The sequence below is a fragment of the Cellulomonas chitinilytica genome (assembly GCF_016862675.1).
Classification (GTDB): domain Bacteria; phylum Actinomycetota; class Actinomycetes; order Actinomycetales; family Cellulomonadaceae; genus Cellulomonas; species Cellulomonas chitinilytica.
Genome location: NZ_BONK01000006.1, coordinates 243,472 through 265,119 on the forward strand (window position 1 = coordinate 243,472; position 21,648 = coordinate 265,119).

Genomic DNA, 21,648 nt, shown 5'->3' on the forward strand with positions numbered 1-21,648 from the left:
GTGGGCTCCTTCGAGGAGGGTGGACGGGGTCATCGGGCGATCTCGGCCGTGCGGGCGGCGGTCCAGCGGTTCTCGGGGACGGCCAGCCCGTAGTGCTCGCGCAGCGTGGTGCCGGTGTACTCGGTGCGGAACAGGCCGCGGTCGACGAGGATCGGCACCACCTGGTCGACGAAGTCGTCCAGGCCGGACGGCAGGACCGCGGGCATGATGTTGAACCCGTCGGCGGCGCCGTGGTCGTACCAGTCCTGGATGGCGTCGGCGACCTGCTCGGCCGTGCCGGAGAACGTCCGGTGGCCTCGCCCGCCGCCGAGACGGCCGATGAGCTGACGGACCGTGAGGTGCTCGCGCCGGGCCAGGTTGACGACCAGCGTGTACCGCGACTTGGCGCCCTCGATCTCGTCCTCCGACGGCAGGTCGGCGGGCAGCTCGCGGTCCAGGGGCAGGTCGTCGGGGTGCACCCGGAGGGTCTTCGCGAGCTCGACGCGCGCGTACTCCGGCTTGATCAGGCGGTCGAGCTCGTCCTCCTTCTCGCGGGCCTCCGCCTCCGTCGCGCCGATCACCGGCACGATGCCGGGCAGCACGAGCACCGTCGCCGGGTCGCGGCCCCACTCGACGGCCCGCCGCTTGAGGTCGGCGTAGAACTCCTGCGCGTCGGCGAGGGTCTGCTGCGCGGTGAACACCGCCTCCGCGTACTGCGCGGCGAAGTCCTTGCCGTCCTCCGAGGACCCGGCCTGCACCAGCAGCGGCCGGCCCTGCGGCGAGCGGGGCGTGGTGAGCGCGCCCGCGACGGAGAAGTGCTCCCCGACGTGCCCGATCGCGTGCACCTTCGACGAGTCGCCCCACACGCCCGCGGCCTTGTCGCCGACCTCCGCGTCCGCCTCCCACGAGTCCCACAGCTTGAGGGACACCTCGAGGAACTCCGCGGCCCGCTCGTAGCGCTCGCGGTGCGACGGCTGGTCGGCGAGCCCGAAGTTGCGGGCCGCCTCGCCGAACGCCGTGGTCACGATGTTCCAGCCCGCGCGGCCGCCGCTGATGTGGTCGACGGACGCGAACCGGCGGGCCAGGTTGTACGGGTCGTTGTACGTGGTGGACGCCGTCGCGATCAGCCCGATCCGGCTGGTCACGGCGGCGATGGCCGCCAGCACGACGGTCGGCTCCAGCGTCCCCGACGGGCGGCGGCCGACGTCCCGTCCCTGGGCGGGGCCGTCCGCGAAGAAGATCGAGTCGAGCCTGCCCCGCTCGGCGGTCAGCGCGAGCTGCTGCAGGAACGCGATGTTCGTCGAGACGGACGACGGGTCGCTCTCGGGGAGCCGCCACGACGCCTCGTGGTGGCCCGAGCTCATGAGGAACGCGTTGAGGTGGAGCTGTCCGGGTCGGTGGGTCATCACTCGGTCCCTTCGGTCGGTGGGACACCCAGCGCGTCCAGCAGGCGGGCGCGCAGGGCGGCGAACCCGGGGTCGGCGGCGGACCGCGTGCCCTCCAGGTCGACGGGCAGGTGCAGGCTGATGCGGCCGGAGTCGAGCACCACGACGCGGTCGGCGAGGGTGATCGCCTCGTCGACGTCGTGGGTGACGAGCAGGACCGCGGGCCGGTGCCGCGCGCACAGCTCGCGCAGCAGGGTGTGCATCCGGATCCGGGTGAGGGCGTCGAGCGCCCCGAACGGCTCGTCGGCGAGCAGCAGCTGCGGCTCGCGGACCAGCGACCGGGCGAGCGACACCCGCTGCTGCTCGCCGCCCGACAGCTCGGTGGGCCAGGCGCGCTCGCGGCCGGCGAGGCCGACCTCGGCGAGCCGCTCGCGGCCGAGGTCGTCGGCGTGCCGCAGGCCGAGCGTCACGTTGTCGAGCACCCGGGCCCACGGCAGCAGCCGGGAGTCCTGGAACACGACGGACACCCGCTCGGGCACGACGACGGTGCCGGACCCGGACACGTCGTGGTCGAGGCCGGCGAGCGCCCGCAGCAGGGTGCTCTTGCCCGAGCCGCTGCGCCCGAGGATCGCGACGAACTCGCCCTGCCGGATCGTCAGGTCGACACCCAGCAGCACCGGCGTCTCGCCGTCGGTCTTCGTCGGGACGCCGTACGTGCGGACCAGGTCCTGGACGACGACGGCGGCCGGTGCGTCGTCGATCGTGGAGGTCAGGTCGGTGGTGACGGTGTCGACCGCGTCGGCCACGGCACCGGCCACGACGGTCAGTCCGCCAGGGTGCGCCGCCACGACAGGGCCCTCCTCTGCACGAGTCGGACCACCGCGTCGGATCCGTAGCCGAGGACCCCGTAGAGCACGAGGCCGACGACGATGATCTCCGTCTGCCCGTAGGTGCGCGCGAGCTCCATCATGTAGCCGATCCCGGCGGTGCCGTTGATCTGCTCGACGACCACGAGCGACAGCCACGCGGCCGTCACCGCGAACCGCAGGCCCAGCAGGAACCCGGGCAGGGCGCCCGGCAGGATCACCCGGGTCACGAACCCCCAGCGGGACAGCCCGACCGTCTCGGCGAGCTCCACGTACCGTGCGTCGATGGTGCGCAGCCCGTTGTGGGTGTGGATGTAGACGGGCACCGCGACGCCGAGCGTGATGGTGACGACCTTCATGGGCTCGCCGATGCCGAGCCACAGGATCAGCAGTGGCAGCAGCGCGAGGCTGGGGATGGCCCGCTTGACCTGCACGGGCCCGTCGATGAACGCCTCGCCGATCCGGCTGAGCCCGGAGACGAGCGCGAGGGCCGTCCCGACGGCGATGCCGATGAGCAGCCCGAGGAACGCCCGCTGCGCGGACACCGCGAGGTTCGTCTGGAGCCGGCCGTCGGCGATGAGGTCGCCCGCGGTCGTGACGACGGTCCACGGGGCGCTCAGGGTGCGGGTGTCGATGAACCCGGTGAGGCTGCCCACCGACCAGACGACGAGCAACGTGAGCAGGCCGATCGCGGCGCTGCCGCGGATCGGTCGGCCGGGGCCGAGCCGGCGCGTCGTGCGACGCCGGGCCGCTGCCGCCGTGCCGGTGCCGGAGTGCGGCCCGGTGTGCAGCGCGCGGGGCAGGGTCAGCGTCGACATCAGGGGTTCGCCTTCCGGTAGGCGTCCGCAGCCTCCGCGATGACCGGGGCGAACCGCTCGTCCCAGATGTCCGCGGCGTGGATGGGCTCGTTGCCGGTGGCCTTCGCGAGCAGGTCGATCGTCTCCTGGTGGCGGGCGATCGGCTCGGTCCAGTCGGCGGGCAGGTCCGGGACGCCCGCGTGGTCGACGAGGTACTGGGCGTCCTTCTCGTCGAGCCCCTGGTCCTTGACGTAGTAGCCCTCGCGCCACTCGTCGGGGTGGTCGGCGACCCACAGCTTCGCCTGGGCCCACACCCGGACGTACTCGCGCAGCGCGGCCGCCTTCGCCGGGTCGTCGATCACGCTCGTCGGTGCGTACAGGTCGCTCGGGTCGTCGCGCAGCCCGTGCTGGACGGTGTGCGCGCCGTCCTTGCCGTACTGGTCGACGTACCGGGCGATCTGCGCCCCGCCGATGGGCGCGACGTCGACCTCCTTCGCGGCGAGCGCCGTCGGGTACACGTCGCCCGTGCTGGGCAGCTCGATGAGCGTGACGTCCTTCTCGGTGAGCCCGGCCTTCTTGAGCGCCCGCAGCACGAGGGCACCCTGCGCCTGCCCCGGGCTGTAGGCGATCTTCTTGCCGCGGAAGTCCTCGAGCGACGTCACGTCCGGCAGACCCGGCCGGATACCGAACTCGTAGATCGGGTTCTCCTGCCAGTCCTCGCGGTACGACGCCGCGACGATCCGCACGTCGAGCCCCGTCCACGTGGCGTGGATCGGCGGGATGTCCGCGACGGCACCGACGTCCAGCGCGTTCGCCCGGAACGCCTCGGTGGTCGCCGGGCCGCCGGACACGTTGGCCCACTGGAGGTCGAAGTCGACGTGGCTGTCGATCTCGTCGCCGGCGAGCGCCACGGCCTTCTGGGTCGTCGGGTCGCCGACCACGAGCGTGGTCCCGGAGGGCACCTGGGTCGGCAGGGCCGCGCCGGGCGCGACGCTGGGCTCGTCGTCGCCGGACGTGGCCGCGGCACCGGCGCAGCCGGCGAGCGTCGTCGCGGCGAGGAGCAGCGCGGCGACGGCGAGCGGGGCCCGGGATCGGCGACGGGTGGGGTGAGGGGTGCGCATGGAGGAGCCCTTTCGAGGGGATGACGAGGGACCGCGGGCACGACGAGGTGCCGCGGGCGGGCAGGACGGCCGGCCGGGTCGACGGGTCGGTCGACGGGCGCGGCCACAGGTGCGTGGAGCTCTCGCGGTGGGGGACAGCGGCGCCGGTCGGCCCGCCTGGGTCTCAGGTGGGCGGGGTCCGGCGCCGGCGAGGCAGGACGCTCAGCGGCAGGGCCGACAGGGTCCGTCGTCGACGGGGCGCCGACACGTGCGGCGCGGCCCGGACGGGTCGTCGACGACGGGGCGCAGCCGGGCTGCGCGGTCGGTCACTCGACTCGTGGACATGCCGCCGGACCATGCCAGTGACACTCGGGAGTGACAAGGGTCAGGACAGGACATTCCGGATCCTGAGACGTCGGGCGGCGGGTTCAGCCGTCGTCCGTCCGGCGCCGCCGCACCGCACGCACGACCCGGACGACCACCCAGCCCACGCACCAGACGATCAGCAGGATCGCACCCACCAGCACGAGCGTCGTGTACCAGTCGGCGGGGGCGTCCGCCGAGCTCGGCAGGTTCACCACCAGGAGGACCACGGCGGCGACGACCACGAGCGCGAGCGTGTACCGCGCCCACGCGGGCAGGCGGGTGAGGTCGACCCGACGTCGTGCAGGCCCCGGCATGGCGTCATCGTGGCACGTCCCGGCCCCGGGCCGTCGGCCCGCGAGGCTGCCCTTTCGGGTAGCAGGGGCGGCCCTGGGGCGCGCGGCACGGCGGTGCGACGCTGGCCGGGTGGCCCGTGGCGCGCACACCGAGCAGAACCACGCCGGGCAGGAGGCGGAACGCGCGGCCCGGTCAGTCGGTGCTGCCCATGCTGACGTCGAGGTCACGGCCGTGCCCGAGGTCGTCGACATGCGCGACGTGGGCGTGCTCGCAGAGCCGGGCGAGGGCGCCACCGCCAGGGCCGACCCGCCACGAGGGAGCGGGCCGTCGCTGCTGCGCCTGCAACGGGCCGCGGGCAACCAGGCGGTGGCCGCGATGCTGCACGCGCGCCGCCGCGGTCCCGCCCCCGTCGTGCAGCGCGACATGGCCGGGACGCTCGAGGCGCGCGCCCAGCAGCAGATCGAGGCGGCGAAGGCCGCCCGGGCCAAGGATGCGCCCGAGGGCGAGGAAGGCGAGAAGCCGGCCCCGCCGAGCCGCGAAGAGGTCGCCGCGGAGAAGGCCAAGCAGAAGCAGGCGATGTCCGGTGCGGTCGCGCCCCCCGACACGTCCGGGGCCCGGTCGGAGACCGCGAGCGCCGCGAACGCCGCGAAGGCGGAGGCCGCGAAGCCGCCGACGCCCGTCGCCGAGGGGAAGTCCGCGGGCGGTGCCGCCGACGGCGCCGCCGCGGGCGGTGGCGCCGGAGCCGGTGAGGTGGCTGCCGCCGCCCAGGGCGCCGCCGCCGCGGCCGCAGCAGCCGCCGCCGTCGTCCCGCCCGACCTCCCCGCACCCGTCGAGGTGCCGGTGCGGAACGAGACCGTGAACGCCGGCGGCCGGCAGATCCCCGCGGACCCCGCGATGGAAGGGGCGGTCGCCGGGGTCGCCGCCAAGCTGCAGGCCCTGCGCGCAGGAGCGCATCAGGTCCGGACGGCCGCCGCCGCCGAACGGGCCCAGTCGCACCGCACCGAGGGGCTCCTGCAGGCAGGCCGCAGCGGGGTCGCCGACGCCGCCGCCGGGATCACCGCGCTGCAAGGTCACAGCGCCCACCGCAAAGGCGTCGTCACGCAGGCGAAGGCCGCCCTCGAGGTGTCGCAGCAGAAGGCCGACACGGTCGCGTCGGGAGCGCCCGAGGTCACCGCGAAGAGCGAGGAGGGCGCGCAGAAGTCGGGGCCGATGGCGACGGAGTCGAAGGGGCTCGCCGCCGAGAACTCGTCCAAGCAGCCTGAGGACGCCGAGGCCGCCGGGCAGTCCGCCGAGCAGGGCTCCAAGCTCTCGCAGGTCGGCACGGACATGGGGTCGATCGACTCGACGATCGGCCAGACGAAGGCTCGCGCCGGCCAGCTCGCCGCCGAGGCCGCACAGGCGAAGGCGTCGAACACCGCCACGCAGGGCAAGATCGCCGAGACCGAGCAGTCGATCGCCGCGACCGACGCCAAGGCCGAGCAGATGACGGCCCAGAACGACGCTGCGCGGGCCCGTCTCGACGGGATGGCCGCGCAGCCCGCGGCGCACCGGAACCAGGCGACCGCGCTCGACGAGCAGGGCCAGTCCCTGCACGCGGCCTCCACGCAGCTCGAGGCCCGGCTCGCCGCCGCCCAGCAGACGTACGTCGCGGGCATGGCCTCGACGCCCGCGCCCGTCCCCGCCCGGCGGGGCGCCGCCGCCGTGCAGCGCGCCGGCTACGAGGACCGCACGACGCTGGACCCGGCCAAGGCCGTGACATCGACGCTGCCGTCCTGGCTCACCGGCGAGGACCCGCCGAACGCCGTCAACGCCCAGAAGCACAAGGAGGAGGAGGACGCCCGGCGGGCCGCGGAGATCGCCGAGATCGAGAAGGAGGCCGGCGGGCACTTCGAGACGCTCACCGCGTCGCAGAAGGCCGGGATCGCGCTGCGCCTCACGGGGCGCAACCTGTTCAAGGAGGTCGGCGCGACGAACCTGCCGAAGTTCGGCCTGTCGATCCTGCGCGGGTTCGTCGACCCCCGGATGTCGCTCATGGGCGTCGTGCACGGCGTCGGGTCCATCGCCACCGGCGTCGCGAACCTGTTCTCCGCCGAGCAGTGGGCCAAGGACCCCCTCGGCAACGCCCTCAAGTCGTCCGCCGACATCGCCACCGGCGTCACCATCGTGCTCGGGTCCATCGCGGGGCTTGCCGTCTCGATCGGCATCATCCTCACCGCCGTCGCGATCATCGGGTCGATCTTCTCGTTCGGTGCCGTCGGGCTCGCCCTCGCGCCGATCATCGCGTTCTGCGGGACGGTCGCGTCGACCGTCGGGCCGTGGGCGCTGTGGGCCGCCGCGATCGCGCTCACCCTGCACGGGCTCGTGTTCATCAAGAACCTCATCGACGCCGCGACCGCGAGCACCGCCACCGAGCTGCAGCAGAACTCGGACCAGATGACGGAGGACGCCAAGAACGCCGGGGCGATGGCGCTGCAGATCGGCATGGCGAAGGCGATGGAGCTCGGCGGGAAGATGCTCGCCGGGCGGGGTGGCGGCGGTGGGACCGGCGAGCCCGTGCCCGCGGGCGGTGGGGGGACCGGCGAGCCTGTGCCCGCCGGTGGTGGTGGCGGCGGGGCGCCGGAGCCGGTGCCTGCAGGCGGGGGTGGCGGCGGGGCGCCGGAGCCCGTGCCTGCAGGCGGGGGTGGTGGGGGTGCGCCCGAGCCGGTGCCTGCAGGCGGGGGTGGTGGGGGTGCGCCCGAGCCGGTGCCCGCAGGCGGGGGCGGCGGACCTGAGCCGGTGCCGGCGCCTGAACCCGTACCCGCGCCCGAGCCCGTCCCGGCGCCCGAACCTGCTCCGGCGCCCGAACCTGCTCCCGCACCGGAGCCAGTTCCTGGTCCTGAGGGACCGGTGCCCGAAGGTCCGGCGCCGGAGGGCCCCGCGCCGGAAGGTCCGGCGCCGGAGGGCCCGGCGCCGGAAGGCCCCGCGCCCGAGAACGCCCCTGAGGGGGCCACCCCCGAGAAGGCGCCCGAGGGGGCAACCCCCGAGAACGCCCCCGAGGGGACCACCCCCGAGAAGGCGCCCGAGGGGACCACCCCCGAGAACGCCCCGGAGACCACCCCCGAGGGCGCCCCGAAGCCCGCCGAGCAGGTCAAGTGGCCGCCCGACCCGCCGCAGGGCAAGAAGCCGGCGGTCGGCGAGCCCGGTGCTGCGGAGTGGCGGTACCAGCGCTACCTGCAGAAGGCGTACAAGGCCGGCAAGGGCCCGGGGGACGTGCTGTCGTTCGAGGAGTACGTGGCGGAGCACTACAGCCAGGTCGAGGCGGGCAACCGTCCGGGCCGCCGCGGTGGCAAGGAGCAGGTGGCCGCCAAGGAGAAGCTCACGGAGGCTGAGGGCGTCCAGGAGACGGAGAACGTCAAGCTCGGGAAGAACTACCCCGACGGCGTCTCGCCGAAGCCGAACGCCGCGGGCGGCCGCGACTACTTCGAGGTCGGCAAGATGCTCAAGAAGGGCATCCCCGAGGCGCGCGAGCGACCGAAGCTGCAGGCCGAGATCGACTCGCTCGGGCCGAACGACTCGATCACGTTCGTCGACAAGATGGACACGTCGAACCGCATCACCTACCGCAAGGGTGACACGATCGCGGGGGGTGGCAGCGGACCGCCCCCGCCCGCGCAGCCTCCCCTGACCGAGGGCCCGACGCCCGAAGGCCCGACGCCCGAGGGGCCCGCACCGGAAGGCCCGGCCCCGGAGGGCCCGACGCCCGACGAGGAGCTGTAGACCGACCGCGTCGGCCACGACGGCGCAACCCCGATGCTCGTGACGAAGGAGGTATCGCGTGGCCATGTTCCTGCACGTGTTCGCCAGGTCGGGCGCCGCGCTCGACGTCGACGCCGTGGCGGAGGCGGCGGAGATGGCCTGGACGGGCGACGACCCTCTCGAGCTCGACCACGAGACGGACGGCGACCAGGTGCTCCGGATCAGCGTGCCGGGCGCCGGGCGCCCGATCACGGTGCTCGTCGCCTCGGCCGAGATGGTCAAGGACATGGTCGACGAGGTGCTCGAGGAGCACGACCAGGCGCCGGAGAAGGTCGTGGAGCAGATCCGGGCGACGAAGCAGGTGGTGAGCTTCGAGGTGTTCCCGGAGCGGCTCGACGACGACGGGTGGGAGGTGGTCGACGCGATGGAGATGTCGGTCGCGCGGGCGCTCGACGGCCTGGTCGTCACGGACGACGGCATCTACGACGCGCACCTGAAGCAGCTCGCGCCGTAGGGCGGGCCGCTCAGCGGACCTCGAGCACCGTCCACCAGTCGTTCTGGTCGCGCCCGTCGAACCCGGTGACCTCGTCCTGCCCCGAGGTGAGGCGTGGGTCCGACTCGCGGTGCGAGTGCAGCGCGGCACCGGTCGCGACGTGCACGAGCCGGACGCGGGATCCGGCGAGCCAGGCACCGCCGCCGTCGACCTCGACGCGCCAGTCGTCATTGCCGTCGCCCACGCCGTCCGTCCCGAACGCGGTCACCTCCTGCTGGCCCGTGAGCGGCGACGGGAAGCCCGCGTGGCTGTGCAGGTTGCGGCCGGTGCGGACGTGCCGGAGGCGGACGACGTCGCCGTCGGTGAGCTCGCGGCCGCCGTCGTCCGGCGGGGTGCCGTGCGGGGCGGCCAGCCGCCACAGGTCGTTGTCGTCGGACCCGCCGTACGTCGTGACCTGCTGCTGGCCCGACGTGCCGGGGTGGGTGTAGACGGCCGGGTGGGAGTGCAGGGACCGGCCGGTCCAGACGTGCGACAGCTTGAGCGTGACGCCGGTCCGCAGGTGCAGGTCCTCGTCGAGGGCGACGGAGCCGATCGTGCGGGGCCGCTTCGCCGAGTACGCCTGCACGAAGAACCCGCGCCACTGCGGGCCGTTGCTCGCGGTCCAGCCGAGCTGCCCCGGGTCGGACGTCAGGCGGACCTCCTGGCCGGGGCTGTTGTTGTCGTAGACGAGGACGGTGGCGCGGCCCGACGGCTCCTTCTCGTACCCGTAGGCCAGCACCTGGTGGTTCTTCCCGATGTCTCCGAGCGACCGGGCGACGACGAGGCCGAGCGGCACGGGGCGGCCGGCGTCGACCGCGGCGACGACCTTCGGCAGCTCGTCCTCGTGCGTCCAGCGGCTGACGCCCTTCGAGATCCAGGTCGCGTTGTCCGAGCTCTGCGTCCACGTCACGAACTTCGCCGCGGTGCCCGTGCGGAACGAGTCGAAGAGCCGGGAGCGGATGTCGTCGGCGAGCCAGTGCCCGTCGGGCGGGACGCGGCCCGGTGCCCACAGCGTGGCCGGCCAGCGCGGCACCGGACGGCCGGCGTTCCAGTGGTCGAGCGCCAGGTACGCCATGCCGCCGCACCGGCCCGACGTCGTGATCTCGAACGCGCCGACCGACAGGAGGACGTCGACGAACCGGTTGGCGAACGCGAATCCGTGCACCGCCGGGTCGAAGCCCGGGACGCGCCCGGACCGTGCGCGGGTCGCGGTGCCGGCCCCGGGTGTCTGACCGCTCATCGGTGCCTCCCTGCTGGTGAGGGCCGGCGCGACGTCGTGCCCGTCGCACCGACTCTGCCAGGAGGAGGCACCCGACGCCCTCGCTGATACGACCCGGGCCCCGGTCCGTGGAGAGGACCGGGGCCCGAGCACGACGGGCGTCGCGCGTCAGCCGGGGAGGATCAGCTGATCGCGGACTCGACCTCCGTCACGTACTGCTTGGCCGCGTCCTTGGGGGAGAGACGGCCGAACAGCACCTCCTGGTTGAGCCGCTTCGTGATCTCGGCGACGTCACCAGCACCGACCGGCGGCACCACCGGGCCGTCGACGATGTCGTCCTGCAGGCCGGCCAGGAAGTCGGCGGCCTGCTTGTCCGTGGCGTTGAACTTGTCGGTCACGGCCGCGCGCACGTCGGTGTTGGCCGGCAGGCCGCGGTCGGAGAGCAGGATCTCGCCCGCTGCCTCGTCGTTGAGCAGGAAGTCGACGAGCAGCGCCGCCTCCTTCGGGTGCTTCGACTTGGCGGAGACGGAGTAGAACATGGCCGGCTTGAAGTACATGCCGGTCCGCTTGTGCTCGTCCTCGCCGGGGACCCGCAGCAGCTTGAGCTCCTTGCCGGACGCCTTCGTGATGGCGGTGAGCTGGTTCGTCCAGAACCACGCCATGGCGCCCTGGCCGGTGCCGACGAGCGACTGCTCGGGGCCGCCGGCGTCGACCTCGACGGTCTTCGCGGCGTCGGGCTCGCCGCCGCCCTGCTGGAGGTCGAGCGAGTACTGCCACCACTCGGCGAGGGTGCTCTCCTTGAAGCCGATCCCGCCGTCCTCGGCGTAGAGCGACTGCCCCCGCTGCCGGGCGAAGATCGAGAACCCGGGCTCGTTGAAGCCGTAGTCCTGCGCGCCGTACACGGCCTTGCCGGTCTTCGCGGAGATCTCGTTGGCGATGTCGACGTAGTCGTGCCACGTCCACGTCTTGTCGTCGGGCAGGTCGACGCCCGCCGCGGCGAACGCGGCCGGGTCGGCGACGACCGCGTACGCGTTGACGCCCGTCGCGACGCCGTACAGCTTGCCGTCGAGGGTGCCGGACTCGAGGACCGACTTGTCGATCTTCGAGGTGTCGATGCCGAGCTCGTTCGCGTCGGCCAGCACGCCGCGCGACGCGTAGTCGGCGAGGTAGCGCTCCTCCTGCGTGATGACGTCGGGGGCGTCCCCGCCGGCGACCGACGTGCTCAGCTTGTCGAAGTAGCTGTTCCAGTCGGTGTAGTCGGGCACCACCGTGATGTACGGGTACTTCTCGGTGAACTTGTCGAGCACCTGCTGGGTGAGCTCGTGGCGGGTGTCGGAGCCCCACCAGGAGAACCGGATCGACACCGGCTCGGGCGGGCCGGACGACGTCGGGCTGGCGTCGGGGGTGTCCGCCGAGCCGCCCGCGCAGGCGGTCAGGGCCAGGGTGCCTGCGGCCAGCAGGGCCGCGAGACGGACGGTGCGGTTGCGCATGGTGCTCCTTCGAGGACGTCGGTGTGCTCGGTGGGCCGGGCGGTGTTCCAGGGAGGGACTGCTGCTACTTGATGCCGGTCGTCGCGATCCCCTTGACCAGGTACTTCTGGCCGAGCAGGAACGCGAGGAAGACCGGGACGAGCGACACGATGGACATCGCGAACATGGGGCCCCACGAGCTCTGGCCCGTGGAGTCGAGGAACGTGCGCAGCGCGACGGGGGCGGTGTACATGTCGGGCCGCGTGAGGAAGATCAGCTGGCTGAAGAAGTCGTTCCAGGTCCAGATGAACGTGAAGATCGCGGTCGTCGCGAGGGCGGGCAGCGACAGCGGGAGCATGATCCGCAGGTAGATGCGTCCGTGCCCGCAGCCGTCGAGCCGCGCCGCCTCGTCGAGCTCGCGGGGGATGCCGCGGAAGAACTGGACCATGAGGAAGATGAAGAACGCGTCCGTGGCCAGCAGCTTCGGCACGATCAGCGGCAGGAACGTGTTGACCCAGCCGAGCCGGGAGAACAGCACGTACTGCGGGACGATGATCACGTGGATCGGCAGCATGATCGACATGAGCATGATCGCGAACCACAGCTGCCGGCCCCGGAACTCCAGGCGGGCGAACGCGTAGGCGGCCATCGAGCAGCTCACGAGGTTGCCGACGAGCGAGCCGAGCACGATGACGGCCGAGTTCAGCAGGTACCGGCTGAACGGGTACTGCAGGGCGGTCCAGCCGGCCGTGTAGTTGCCGAGGTCGATCTCGCTGGGGATGAGGGAGACGTCCCGGAAGATCAGCTCGGTCGGCTTGAGCGAGCTCATCAGCAGCCAGATCAGCGGGTACAGCATGACCACGCCGAGGACGACGAGCCCGAGGTGCTTGACCGCGGCACGCCGGCGGGCGGGCCAGGGGGAGCGGTACGGGGCGGGGCCGGCGGCGTCGGCGAGCTGTGTCAGCGACTGTCGCGAGGCGCTTGCGGACGTGGCGGGGGGCTCAGGGAGCACGCGGACCTCAGTCATCGTAGAAGACCCAGAACTTGGAGGCGACGAAGTTCACGACGGTCATCGCGGCGACGATGAGCACGAGCAGCCACGCCATGGCGGAGGCGTACCCCATGTCCAGGGAGGCGAAGCCCTTCTGGTAGAGGTACAGCGTGTAGAACATCGTCGAGTCGGCCGGGCCGCCGGTGCCGCCGGAGACGACGAACGCCTGCGTGAAGCTCTGGAACGCCCCGATGATCTGCAGGACCAGGTTGAAGAAGATGATCGGGGTGAGCAGCGGCAGGGTGATGGACCGGAACTGGCGGACCCGGGAGGCACCGTCGATCGACGCCGCCTCGTAGTACATCTCGGGGATCTGCCGCAGGCCCGCGAGGAAGATGATCATCGGCGCACCGAACGTCCACACGTGCAGGGCGACGAGCGTCCACAGCGCGGTGTCCGGGTCGGACACCCACCCCTTGCCCTCGATGCCGAAGATGCCGAGGAACGCGTTGACGAGGCCGTCGACGCCGAACACCTGGCGCCACAGGATCGCGACGGCGACGGAGCCGCCGAGCAGGGACGGCAGGTAGAACGCCGACCGGTAGAACGCGAGGCCCCGCACGCCGCGGTCGAGCAGCAGCGCGAGGCCGAGGGCGACGACGAGCTGCAGCGGGACGGCGGTGAGCACGTAGGTGAACGTGACCCGCAGCGCGTTGAGCAGCCGGGGGTCGTGCCACATGTGGGTGTAGTTCTCGACGCCGATCCACTGCGGGGGCTGCAGCAGGTTGTAGTCGGTGAACGACAGGTACGCCGAGGCGAGCATCGGGCCGAGGGTCACGAGCGCGAGCCCGAGGAACCAGGGGGCGAGGAAGACGACGGCGGCTCGGCCGTCGCCCTTGCGCAGCGCCGGCCGGGCGGTGGCGGGCCTGTCGCCGCCGCGGGCGCGCCTGCGGCGGCCGGGTGGCTGGTCGCCGTCGGCGGACCGGGTGGTCCGCCGCAGCTCCGAGACCACGGACATCGTCGATCACCTCTTCGTGCTCGTACGGTGGGAAACCGGTTCCCAAGAAGGGAAGGTAGCACCGGCTCGGCGCATTGGGAACCGGTTTCCCGTGGTGTATGTTCTGCCGGGAGCGGCCCCGTGGCGGGTGACTATAGCCGTGGGGCCTGAAATGTCCGGACCGCAGGAGGCTGCAGTGACGCAGGACGGGTGGCGGCGCGCGACGCCCACCATCGCGGAGGTGGCGCAGGCCGCCGGGGTGTCCCGGGCGACGGTGTCGCGCGTGATGAACGGGCGGTCCACCGTCGACGCCGAGCTCGTCGAACGCGTCCGGCAGGTCGCCGACCAGATGCACTACCGGCCCTCGACCGTGGCGCGCAGCCTGTCGCTCGGGCGCACCAACACCGTCGCCGTCGTCGTCCCCGACCTCGCGAACCCGATGTTCCAGCAGGTGCTGCGCGGCGTCACGTCCGCCGCCGCCGAGCACGGGTACCGGGTCCTCGTCGCCGACACCGTCGAGGACGCCGCCGCCGAGGAGCGCGTCGCCCTCGACGCGCGGATGCGGTGCGACGGTCTCGTCCTCGTGTCCCCGCGGATGGCCGAGACGACCCTGCGCGCCCTGCTCGCCGAGGTCCGGCCCGTCGCCGTCGTCAACCGCGCGCCCGACGGCGTCACCCCGACCGTCGCCGTCGACTACGCCGCCGGTGTCGAGCAGATCGTCGAGCACCTCCTCGCCCTCGGCCACCGGCACCTGCTCTACCTCGCCGGGCCGCCCGACTCCGCCTCGCACAACGCCCGCCTCGAGGCCCTGCGGATCGCCGCCTCCGGACGGACCGACGTGCGGCTGTCCGAGATGCCCGCCGGCTCGTCCGTCGAGTCCGGGTACGCCGCCGCGCAGGACGTGCTCGCCTCGCGGGCCACCGCCGTCGTCGCGTACAACGACCTCGTCGCGTTCGGCCTGCTCGCGCGCCTCAACGAGCTCGGCGTCGCCGTCCCCGGGGACGTGTCGATCACCGGCTTCGACGACATCGAGCTCGCCCGCTTCGCGACGCCGTCGCTCACCACCGTGACCGTCCCGCAGGCCGACCTCGGCCGGCTCGCCTGGACGCACCTGCACGGGCTCGTGTCCGGCGAGGGCGCCCTCGACCCGACCCCCGAGCGGATCCGGCCCGTGCTCGCCGTGCGGGACAGCACCGGCCCCGTGCCGCCCGCCGCCCGGCTCGGCCGACGTGCGCCGACCGACCCGGTCGGGCTCGTCGTGCCCACCCTCGCCGGGACTGCCTGGCGTGCCGACCTCGGCTCGTTCCTGCTCGGCGGGGCCGTGCGCGACGACGAGGCGACCGTCCCGCTCGCGCGGTACGAGTCCGGTGAGCGCGTGCCCGGCGTGCACGCCCCCCGGCCCTACCTGCATCCCGTGCGGTCCGCCGCCGGTCGCGTGCTCACCGAGGTCAGCCCCGTCGACCACCGCCACCACTACGGCGTCTCCATGGCCGTGCCCGTCGTCAACGGCACCTCCTACTGGGGCGGCCGCACGTTCCTGCGCGACGAGGGCCCGACCCTGCTGCCCAACCACGGCCGCCAGGTCAGCACCGGCACGACCCTGCTCGACGACGGGACCACGCTGCACGACGACGTCGTCTGGCACGACGAGCACGGCGCACCCCAGCTCCGCGAGGACCGCCGCCTGCACGCCGCCGCCCTGCCCGACGGGCGCGGCTGGACGCTGCAGTGGACGTCGGTGCTCCACGCCTCCGAGGGGCCGCTCCGGTTCGAGAGCCCCGGCACCAACGGCCGCCCCGACGCCGGCTACGGCGGGCTGTTCTGGCGGCTGCCCTCCGCCGACGTCACGACCGTGCTCGGCGACGGGCTCGTCGGCGAGGCCGCCGTGCACGGCAGCACGTCACCCTGGCTCGCGTTCGTGCAGCGCCGCGAGGGGACCACGACCACTGTGCTGCTCGTCCAGCCCGCCGGCCAGGTGCGGCCCTGGTTCGCCCGCGTCGCCGAGTACGTCGGCGCCGGGCCCGCGCTCGCCTGGGACCGGGTCGTCGACGTCCCCGCCGGCGGACGGGTCGACGTCGGCCTCACCGCCGTCGTCGTCGACCGGGCGCTCGGGGCCGACGAGGCGGGGGCGCTGGCGGCGGAGCTCGGGCGATGAGCGGCGAACCGGCAGTGTCCGACGACCGCCTGGCCGACGACCGCGTCGCCGCCCCGGCCGGAGGTCGCGGGCCGAACACCGTGGACGGGCTGAGCACCCGGGATGCAGGCCGGGCGTCGGTCGCCGGCCGTGGGCCGTCGGTGGCCGTCGTCGGGGTGCACGGGTTCGGGGCGTCGCACGTCCGCCGGGTCGTCGACCTCGCGGCCGACGGGCGGGCCACGCTCGCCGCCGTCGTCGACCCGCGGCCCGTCGACGGTCTCGAGCACGTCCCGGCCGGCACGCCCTGGTACCCGGACCTCGACACGCTGCTCGACCGGGCCGCGCCCGACGTCGTCGTCCTCGCCACCCCCATCCCCACCCACCTCCCGTTCGCGGCCGCCGCGCTCCGCGCCGGGTGCGACGTGCTCCTGGAGAAGCCGCCCGTCGCGTCGCTCGCCGAGCACGAGGAGCTGCTCTCTGTCGTCGAGGAGACCGGCCGGCTCTGCCAGGTCGGCTTCCAGACGTTCGGGTCCGGCGCGGTCGACGAGGTCGCGCGGATCGTCGCGAGCGGCGAGCTCGGCGACGTCACGGGGGTCGGGGCCGTCGGCACCTGGCTGCGGACCGCCGGCTACTACGGCCGGGCCCGCTGGGCCGGGCGGCGCACGCTCGACGGGGTCGACGTGGTCGACGGCGTCGTCACCAACCCGCTCGCGCACGCCGTCGCGACCGCCCTGCTGCTCGCCGGCGCGCGGACCGCGCTGGACGTCGCCGACGTGCGGCTCGACCAGTACCGCGCCCACCCCATCGAGGCCGACGACACGTCGTCGCTCGTCGTCACGACGGCGGGCGGCGTGCGGGTCGCCGCCGGGCTCACCGTGTGCGCGCCCGTCCAGTCGCCCGCGCGGGTCGTCGTGCAGGGGACGCTCGGCACCGCGACGCTGCTCTACGAGTCGGACACGATCGAGGTCTCGTCCGGCCGGGGCGTGCGGCGGATCCAGTGCGGTCGGACTGACCTGCTGCACCAGCTCCTCGACGCCCGTGCGGACCCGGCGGTCACCCTGCGGTGCGAGGTCGCCGACACCGGGGCGTTCATGCGCGTGCTCGAGGCGGTCCGCACCGCCCCGAACCCTCGTCCGGTGCCGGAGCGGTTCGTTCAGTGGCACGGCGAGGGCGACGAGCGGCACCCCGTGGTCGACGGGATCGAGGACTGGTGCGCGCGGGTCGCCGCCGAGGGCCGCACGTTCCGCGAGCTCGGCGCGCCGTTCGCCGGGTGACCACACAGCCTCCGCGGGGCTGGTCCGTCTGCGAGCCTGGTGCCGTGACGACGTCGGGCGACGGAGAGCCGGCACTCCGTGCGGAGGTGGCGCGATGGTCCGCCGCGCTCCGCGAGGTGGAGGTGCTCGAGCCCTGGCTCACCGAGTCCCACTGGGACGAGCACTACTGGGACGACGTCGCCGAGCAGGTCGCCGACGATCCTCGGAGCAGGGCGGACGCCCGTGGCGCGCGTGACGCCCTAGAAGACGCCTTGCGGCGGGCTTTCCCGGGCGCATCGCTCGTCAGCGAGAACGGTCTCTACCGGGACCGGCTCGGCGAACGGCTCGACAGGGTCGTCGGGCTCGTGGTGTCGCGCCGATCGGCCGATCGGCGACCGCCACGCAGCTGGTGACGGCCAGGGGTGACGGTCCGGGGCGGCAGGCGGCACCATCAGGGCATGCATCGACAGGTCGGCGCTCTGATCCTCGCGGGCGGGCTCGCGCTCGCGGGGTGCAGCCCGTCCTCGTCCGAGGTCGCACCGACGCCCGACCCGTCGCGCTCGGCCGTGCCGATCCCCGGCGACGTGCTGGCCGGGCTGTCCGTCGAGGTGCGGCAGGCGCGCAGCGACTGGGCGTTGCGGGTCGTGCAGCTCCGGGTGACGAACGCCGGACCGGGTGACGTGACCGTCGCGCAGGCGCGGCTGGTCACGCCGGACGACGAGGGGGTCGCGACGGGCGACCGGGAGCGGCCCGTCCGGGCGGGGGTCGACCGGGACGTGTCCGTCGCGCTCGGGACGCCCGACTGCACGAGCGCGACGTCCGGGGTGCCGCGGGCCGAGCTCGACCTCGTCGACCCGGACGGGAGGCGGTCGACGCTCGTCGTGCAGCCCGACGACCCGCAGGGGCACCTCGCCCGCATCCACGGCGAGGACTGCGCGGCGGCCGCCGTCGCGCGCGGGGCGACGATCACGCTCGCCGACGAGCTCGGCATCCAGGAGGTCGACGGACGGTTCGTCGCGGAGGTGGACCTGGAGGTCGAGCCCGTGCCCGGTGGGCCGCGGGTGGAGCTGAACGGCGTGGACGGGACCGTGCTGCTGGCGCCGGCGGACGGGGCGACGGGCTGGGCCGTGGACGTCGACACGGCCGACGGTGGGACCGCCGGGGGGACGGGGGGCACGAGCGACGGCGCCACCGGCGGCGAGAGCACGACCCTCCGGCTGCTCGTGGTGCCGACCCGGTGCGACGCGCACGCCGTCGCGGAGGACAAGCGGGGGACGTTCTTCGGGCTGCACACGCGGGTCGACGGGGTGGAGCAGCCGGTGTTCTACGTCGGCGCGGACGACTCGCTGCGCGGGGCGCTGCACGACTTCGTCGGGACGTCCTGCGGGGTGCCGGCCGCGAGCTGACCGATCGGCTCGCCGGGGCGGTCGAGGCGCGGGTCGGCGCTGGAGAACGGGGTCCCGGCTGACCGGGCGCCCGGCCGGGGACGTACCTCTCGGCCCGGCGGCCGTCCCGGCGGGAGGCTGACGCCCGGTATCAGCCGGCGGCGAGTCGTGCTCCGGACAGTGTCCGGCCGGACAGCAGCGCCCGGCCCGGCCGACCGCAGGGGGGCTCCCGGTGGTGCTCGAGACGACCGACGGGCGGCCCGGCGCAGGAGCGGCGCAGGCGCAGGTCCGGACCGTGCGCGTCGATGGACAGCGCGTCGAGGACGTCGTCGCCGTGAGCCCGGGCGCCGCGCCGTTCGAGCTGCGGCACGAGGAGGTCCGGGCGCTCCTCGCCCAGTACGCACGGGTCGTCCGCGCCGCCGAGGAGGTGCACGGCCTCGTCTGGGTGCGGACCCGACCGCCGGGCACGGCAGCGTGCGCGCGGTGGTGGCGGCTCCCGCGACCCACGGTCGGCCTCCGGATCCTCGTGGTCCGGCACGTGACCCGGTCCGTGGACACCCTCTCGCGGGCGTACGCCCGGCGGGCGGCGCTCGACGAGCTCGACGAGCAGGGCGTCCGGACCCGGCAGATGGTCGCCGACTACCGGGCGGCGCTGCCGCCGATCCCGTGGAAGACGGTCGTCGCGCTGTCGGCGCTCGCGGGCCTGCTCGTCACGCGAGCCCTCGTCGGGGCAGGCGTCGACCTCGCGGCGCACGTGCTGCGGGTCAACGCCCCCGCCGGCGAGCAGCAGGAGGCGCTGACGCGGGTCGTCGACGGGCTCGTGACGTTCTCGACGACGTTCTCGCCCGCCGGCCTCGTCGACCAGCTCGCGGGCGCGGGCCAGGTCGGCCTCGCGGGGGTGCTCGTGCTCGCGGTGCTGCTGCTCGTGGCGGCCTACGTCGTGCTGCGACCCATGTCCGCGGTCTTCCGGGTCAAGCGGATGCTGTTCAACCTGTGCGACGACCCCGACCTGCGCCGGACGGCGTCCACCTGGCACGTCCCGCGGGCCGTGGGGCTCTACGCGCACGAGCGGTCGGTGTTCGGCGCTGCGGGCTGCGTGGTTCCCGCCGAGCCGTCGCTCGACCTCGCGCTCGGCCTGCTCGGGGCGTTCCTGACCTGCGGGTTCGTGCTGCGGCTGTACGTGTTCGACCCGGAGACCGACCGGCTGCTGCTGTTCCGCGACGGCGCGGCGCCGGGGGACTACGGGGTCGTCCTGCTGGTGCTCCTGCTGGCCGGGGCGCGCGTGGTGTGGCTCCTGCGCGCGATGCGGTCGCGGCGCGCCGGGACGACGCCGTCCGACGGCGTGTCCGACGTCGAGCCGAGCATCGTGGTGCTGGCGGCGACCGCCCGCCTCGTGGAACGACGATCGCCCCTCGAGGTGTTCGGCCTGCTGGCCGCGACCTCCGTGGCCTTCGTCGGCTGGCTCGTCGTCCCGTTCACGTTCTCCCGGCTCTGGGCGCAGATCCACGACGCGGACCGCGAGGTCGGCCCCCGGGCCCTCGGCGCGCGGTGGCACCCCTACCGGTCGTTCGCCGTCGCGGGTGTCGCGGTCGCGTCGGCCGTCGCGTCGCCCGTGGTCGCCTGCGTCCTCGCGTGGCGCGTCGTGCGGTCGACGACCGTCCGGGTCCGCGGCGGGTCGGCGTTCCTCGGGCTCGCAGCGCTCGCGGCGGTGGCCTGGTCGCTCGCCCTGCGCACGTTCTTCCTGCCGAGCGACGACGAAGCCCTCGGGGTGTCGCTCCTCGTCATCGCGGTGACGGTCGGGCTCACGGGTGCCGTCGCGCAGCACGTCGCGAACGAGGCGGTGGCGCGCCAGGGGCAGCCGTGGGTGGGTGGGGTCCTCCCGGAGCAGGTGGTGACGGAGTTCCGCGTGCCGCCGTCATGGCCGGCGCCACCCGTCGGGTGGTCCGGGCCGGCCCCCGGGTTCCTGCCGGACCCGTCGTGGGGCGAGGTCCCGGGGGGCTGGCGGTTCTGGAGCGCTCCGGGCGGTGCGCTGCCGCTGCCGGTGGACCGTCCCGAGGCCGCCGCCGCCGTGCGTCCCAGCGTGCGCGACCGCCGCCTCGTGTCTCACGCGCTCGCTCCACGTGCGTCCCGCAGGTGACCGCGAGGGGCGCCCGCCGGCCGGGAGCCGGGCCGGGGTGACCCGGCCCGGCACCTGCTCAGACCCGGACGACGACCTTGCCGCGGACGTGCCCGGTCGCGCTCGCCTCGTGGGCGGCGGCCGCGTCGGCCAGGTCGAACACCTGCGCCACGTCGACGCTGAGCTTCCCGGCGTCTGCCAGGGCGCCGAGCGCCTCGAGGTCGGCGGTCGAGGGGCGCACCCACACGTGGTGGCCGCCCAGCTCGTCGCGGGCCTTCGGGTCGAGGATGGACGCGATCGTGCCGCCGGGGGCGAGGAGCTGCGGAGCGGTGGCCACGGCGTCGTCGCTGCCGTAGTCGAGGATCACGTCGACGCCGTCCGGGGCCAGGGCGCGGACCCGGTCGACGAGGCCGTCGCCGTAGGTCACCGGCTCGGCGCCGAGGTCGCGCAGGTGGTCGTGGTTCCGCTCGGAGGCAGTGCCGACGACGCGCGCGCCCAGTGCCCGGGCGATCTGCACGGCGAACCCGCCGACCCCGCCGGCGGCCGCGTGCACGAGCACAGTCTGGCCTGCGGTGACGCCCGCGCGCCGGATCGACTGGTACGCGGTGAGGCCGGCCAGCGGGATCGCGGCGGCCTCCTCGAACGAGAGGGACGCCGGCTTGCGGGCGAGCGTCCGGACGGGAGCGGAGACGTACTCGGCGAACGTGCCGCCCTGGACCCAGTCCTTGCGGACGTACCCGAACACCTCGTCGCCGACCTCCAGCTCCGGGGTGTCCAGGCCGACGCGCTCGACGACCCCGGCGACGTCCCAGCCCGGCACCACCGGGAAGGCGACGTCCATGATCGGGTCGAGGTAGCCCTGGCGGACCTTCCAGTCGACCGGGTTGACCGACGCGGCCTTGACCCGGACCAGCACGGCGTCGGGGCCGACCTTCGGGGTGGGCAGGTCGGTGAGCTCGAGGACGTCGGGGCCGCCGTAGCGGGAGTAGGTGATCGCACGCATGTCTTCTCGCAGCACCGGCAGGTGCCC

Annotated in this window: 17 protein-coding genes; 7 read left to right on the forward strand and 10 right to left on the reverse strand. The window is 74.2% G+C overall.

From position 1 onward, the window contains the following. Positions 1-29: 29 nt before the first annotated feature. From Cch01nite_RS10775 to Cch01nite_RS10795, 5 genes are all read right to left on the reverse strand, one after another. Positions 30-1,385, reverse strand: coding sequence for an LLM class flavin-dependent oxidoreductase (locus tag Cch01nite_RS10775; protein ID WP_203753124.1), 1,356 nt, complete (start codon positions 1,383-1,385; stop codon positions 30-32). Then, on the reverse strand, positions 1,385-2,212 hold the full coding sequence (locus Cch01nite_RS10780; protein ID WP_203753139.1) for an ABC transporter ATP-binding protein: 828 nt from the start codon (positions 2,210-2,212) through the stop codon (positions 1,385-1,387). Before Cch01nite_RS10780 ends, Cch01nite_RS10775 begins: the two co-directional genes overlap by 1 nt. Continuing rightward, complete coding sequence (locus tag Cch01nite_RS10785) at positions 2,188-3,048, reverse strand: ABC transporter permease (RefSeq protein ID WP_203753142.1); 861 nt, start codon at positions 3,046-3,048, stop codon at positions 2,188-2,190. Before Cch01nite_RS10785 ends, Cch01nite_RS10780 begins: the two co-directional genes overlap by 25 nt. Continuing rightward, a complete protein-coding gene (locus Cch01nite_RS10790) occupies positions 3,048-4,148 on the reverse strand; it encodes an ABC transporter substrate-binding protein (RefSeq protein ID WP_203753145.1) in 1,101 nt (366 codons plus the stop codon). The genes Cch01nite_RS10785 and Cch01nite_RS10790 overlap by 1 nt, the downstream gene beginning before the upstream one ends. Before the next feature lie 407 nt (positions 4,149-4,555). Beyond that, positions 4,556-4,807, reverse strand: a complete 252-nt coding sequence (locus Cch01nite_RS10795; RefSeq protein ID WP_203753148.1) for a hypothetical protein — start codon at positions 4,805-4,807, stop codon at positions 4,556-4,558. Positions 4,808-4,916: 109 nt separating this feature from the next. Between Cch01nite_RS10795 and Cch01nite_RS10800 the strand changes: the two genes are divergently transcribed. Next, positions 4,917-8,543: a hypothetical protein gene (locus Cch01nite_RS10800; protein WP_203753151.1), complete on the forward strand. Its 3,627-nt coding sequence runs from the start codon at positions 4,917-4,919 to the stop codon at positions 8,541-8,543. A 58-nt stretch (positions 8,544-8,601) separates the two neighbouring features. Beyond that, complete coding sequence (locus Cch01nite_RS10805) at positions 8,602-9,036, forward strand: hypothetical protein (RefSeq protein WP_203753154.1); 435 nt, start codon at positions 8,602-8,604, stop codon at positions 9,034-9,036. A 10-nt stretch (positions 9,037-9,046) separates the two neighbouring features. Here the strand turns inward: Cch01nite_RS10805 and Cch01nite_RS10810 are convergent, their stop codons facing one another. The 4 genes from Cch01nite_RS10810 to Cch01nite_RS10825 form a co-directional block, all read right to left on the reverse strand. After that, entirely contained in the window at positions 9,047-10,294 is a 1,248-nt protein-coding gene (locus Cch01nite_RS10810) for an MIR domain-containing protein (RefSeq protein ID WP_203753157.1), read from the reverse strand. Between the two features lie 161 nt (positions 10,295-10,455). Continuing rightward, positions 10,456-11,763 carry an ABC transporter substrate-binding protein gene (locus Cch01nite_RS10815; RefSeq protein ID WP_203753160.1) on the reverse strand — a complete coding sequence of 436 codons (1,308 nt, stop codon included), beginning with the start codon at positions 11,761-11,763 and terminating at the stop codon, positions 10,456-10,458. Between the two features lie 64 nt (positions 11,764-11,827). Further along, positions 11,828-12,769 carry a carbohydrate ABC transporter permease gene (locus tag Cch01nite_RS10820; protein ID WP_203753164.1) on the reverse strand — a complete coding sequence of 314 codons (942 nt, stop codon included), beginning with the start codon at positions 12,767-12,769 and terminating at the stop codon, positions 11,828-11,830. Continuing rightward, entirely contained in the window at positions 12,762-13,751 is a 990-nt protein-coding gene (locus Cch01nite_RS10825; protein WP_203753166.1) for a carbohydrate ABC transporter permease, read from the reverse strand. The genes Cch01nite_RS10820 and Cch01nite_RS10825 overlap by 8 nt, the downstream gene beginning before the upstream one ends. 175 nt (positions 13,752-13,926) lie before the next feature. Here Cch01nite_RS10825 and Cch01nite_RS10830 point away from each other — a divergent pair, with 175 nt between their 5' ends. The 5 genes from Cch01nite_RS10830 (at position 13,927) to Cch01nite_RS10850 (ending at position 20,639) form a co-directional block, all read left to right on the forward strand. Continuing rightward, the gene (locus Cch01nite_RS10830; protein WP_203753169.1) at positions 13,927-15,885 is read left to right on the forward strand and encodes a DUF6807 family protein; all 1,959 of its coding nucleotides are present in this window, start codon (positions 13,927-13,929) and stop codon (positions 15,883-15,885) included. Further along, positions 15,882-17,138, forward strand: a complete 1,257-nt coding sequence (locus tag Cch01nite_RS10835; protein ID WP_203753172.1) for a Gfo/Idh/MocA family protein — start codon at positions 15,882-15,884, stop codon at positions 17,136-17,138. Before Cch01nite_RS10830 ends, Cch01nite_RS10835 begins: the two co-directional genes overlap by 4 nt. Positions 17,139-17,182: 44 nt before the next feature. After that, on the forward strand, positions 17,183-17,530 hold the full coding sequence (locus Cch01nite_RS10840; RefSeq protein ID WP_203753175.1) for a hypothetical protein: 348 nt from the start codon (positions 17,183-17,185) through the stop codon (positions 17,528-17,530). A gap of 45 nt (positions 17,531-17,575) precedes the next feature. Then, a complete protein-coding gene (locus Cch01nite_RS10845; protein WP_203753178.1) occupies positions 17,576-18,523 on the forward strand; it encodes a putative periplasmic lipoprotein in 948 nt (315 codons plus the stop codon). A gap of 211 nt (positions 18,524-18,734) precedes the next feature. Then, positions 18,735-20,639 (forward strand): hypothetical protein, encoded by a 1,905-nt coding sequence (locus tag Cch01nite_RS10850; RefSeq protein WP_203753181.1) that lies wholly within the window; start codon positions 18,735-18,737, stop codon positions 20,637-20,639. A 58-nt stretch (positions 20,640-20,697) separates the two neighbouring features. Here the strand turns inward: Cch01nite_RS10850 and Cch01nite_RS10855 are convergent, their stop codons facing one another. Further along, positions 20,698-21,621, reverse strand: a complete 924-nt coding sequence (locus Cch01nite_RS10855; protein ID WP_203753184.1) for an NADP-dependent oxidoreductase — start codon at positions 21,619-21,621, stop codon at positions 20,698-20,700. Positions 21,622-21,648: the final 27 nt, after the last annotated feature.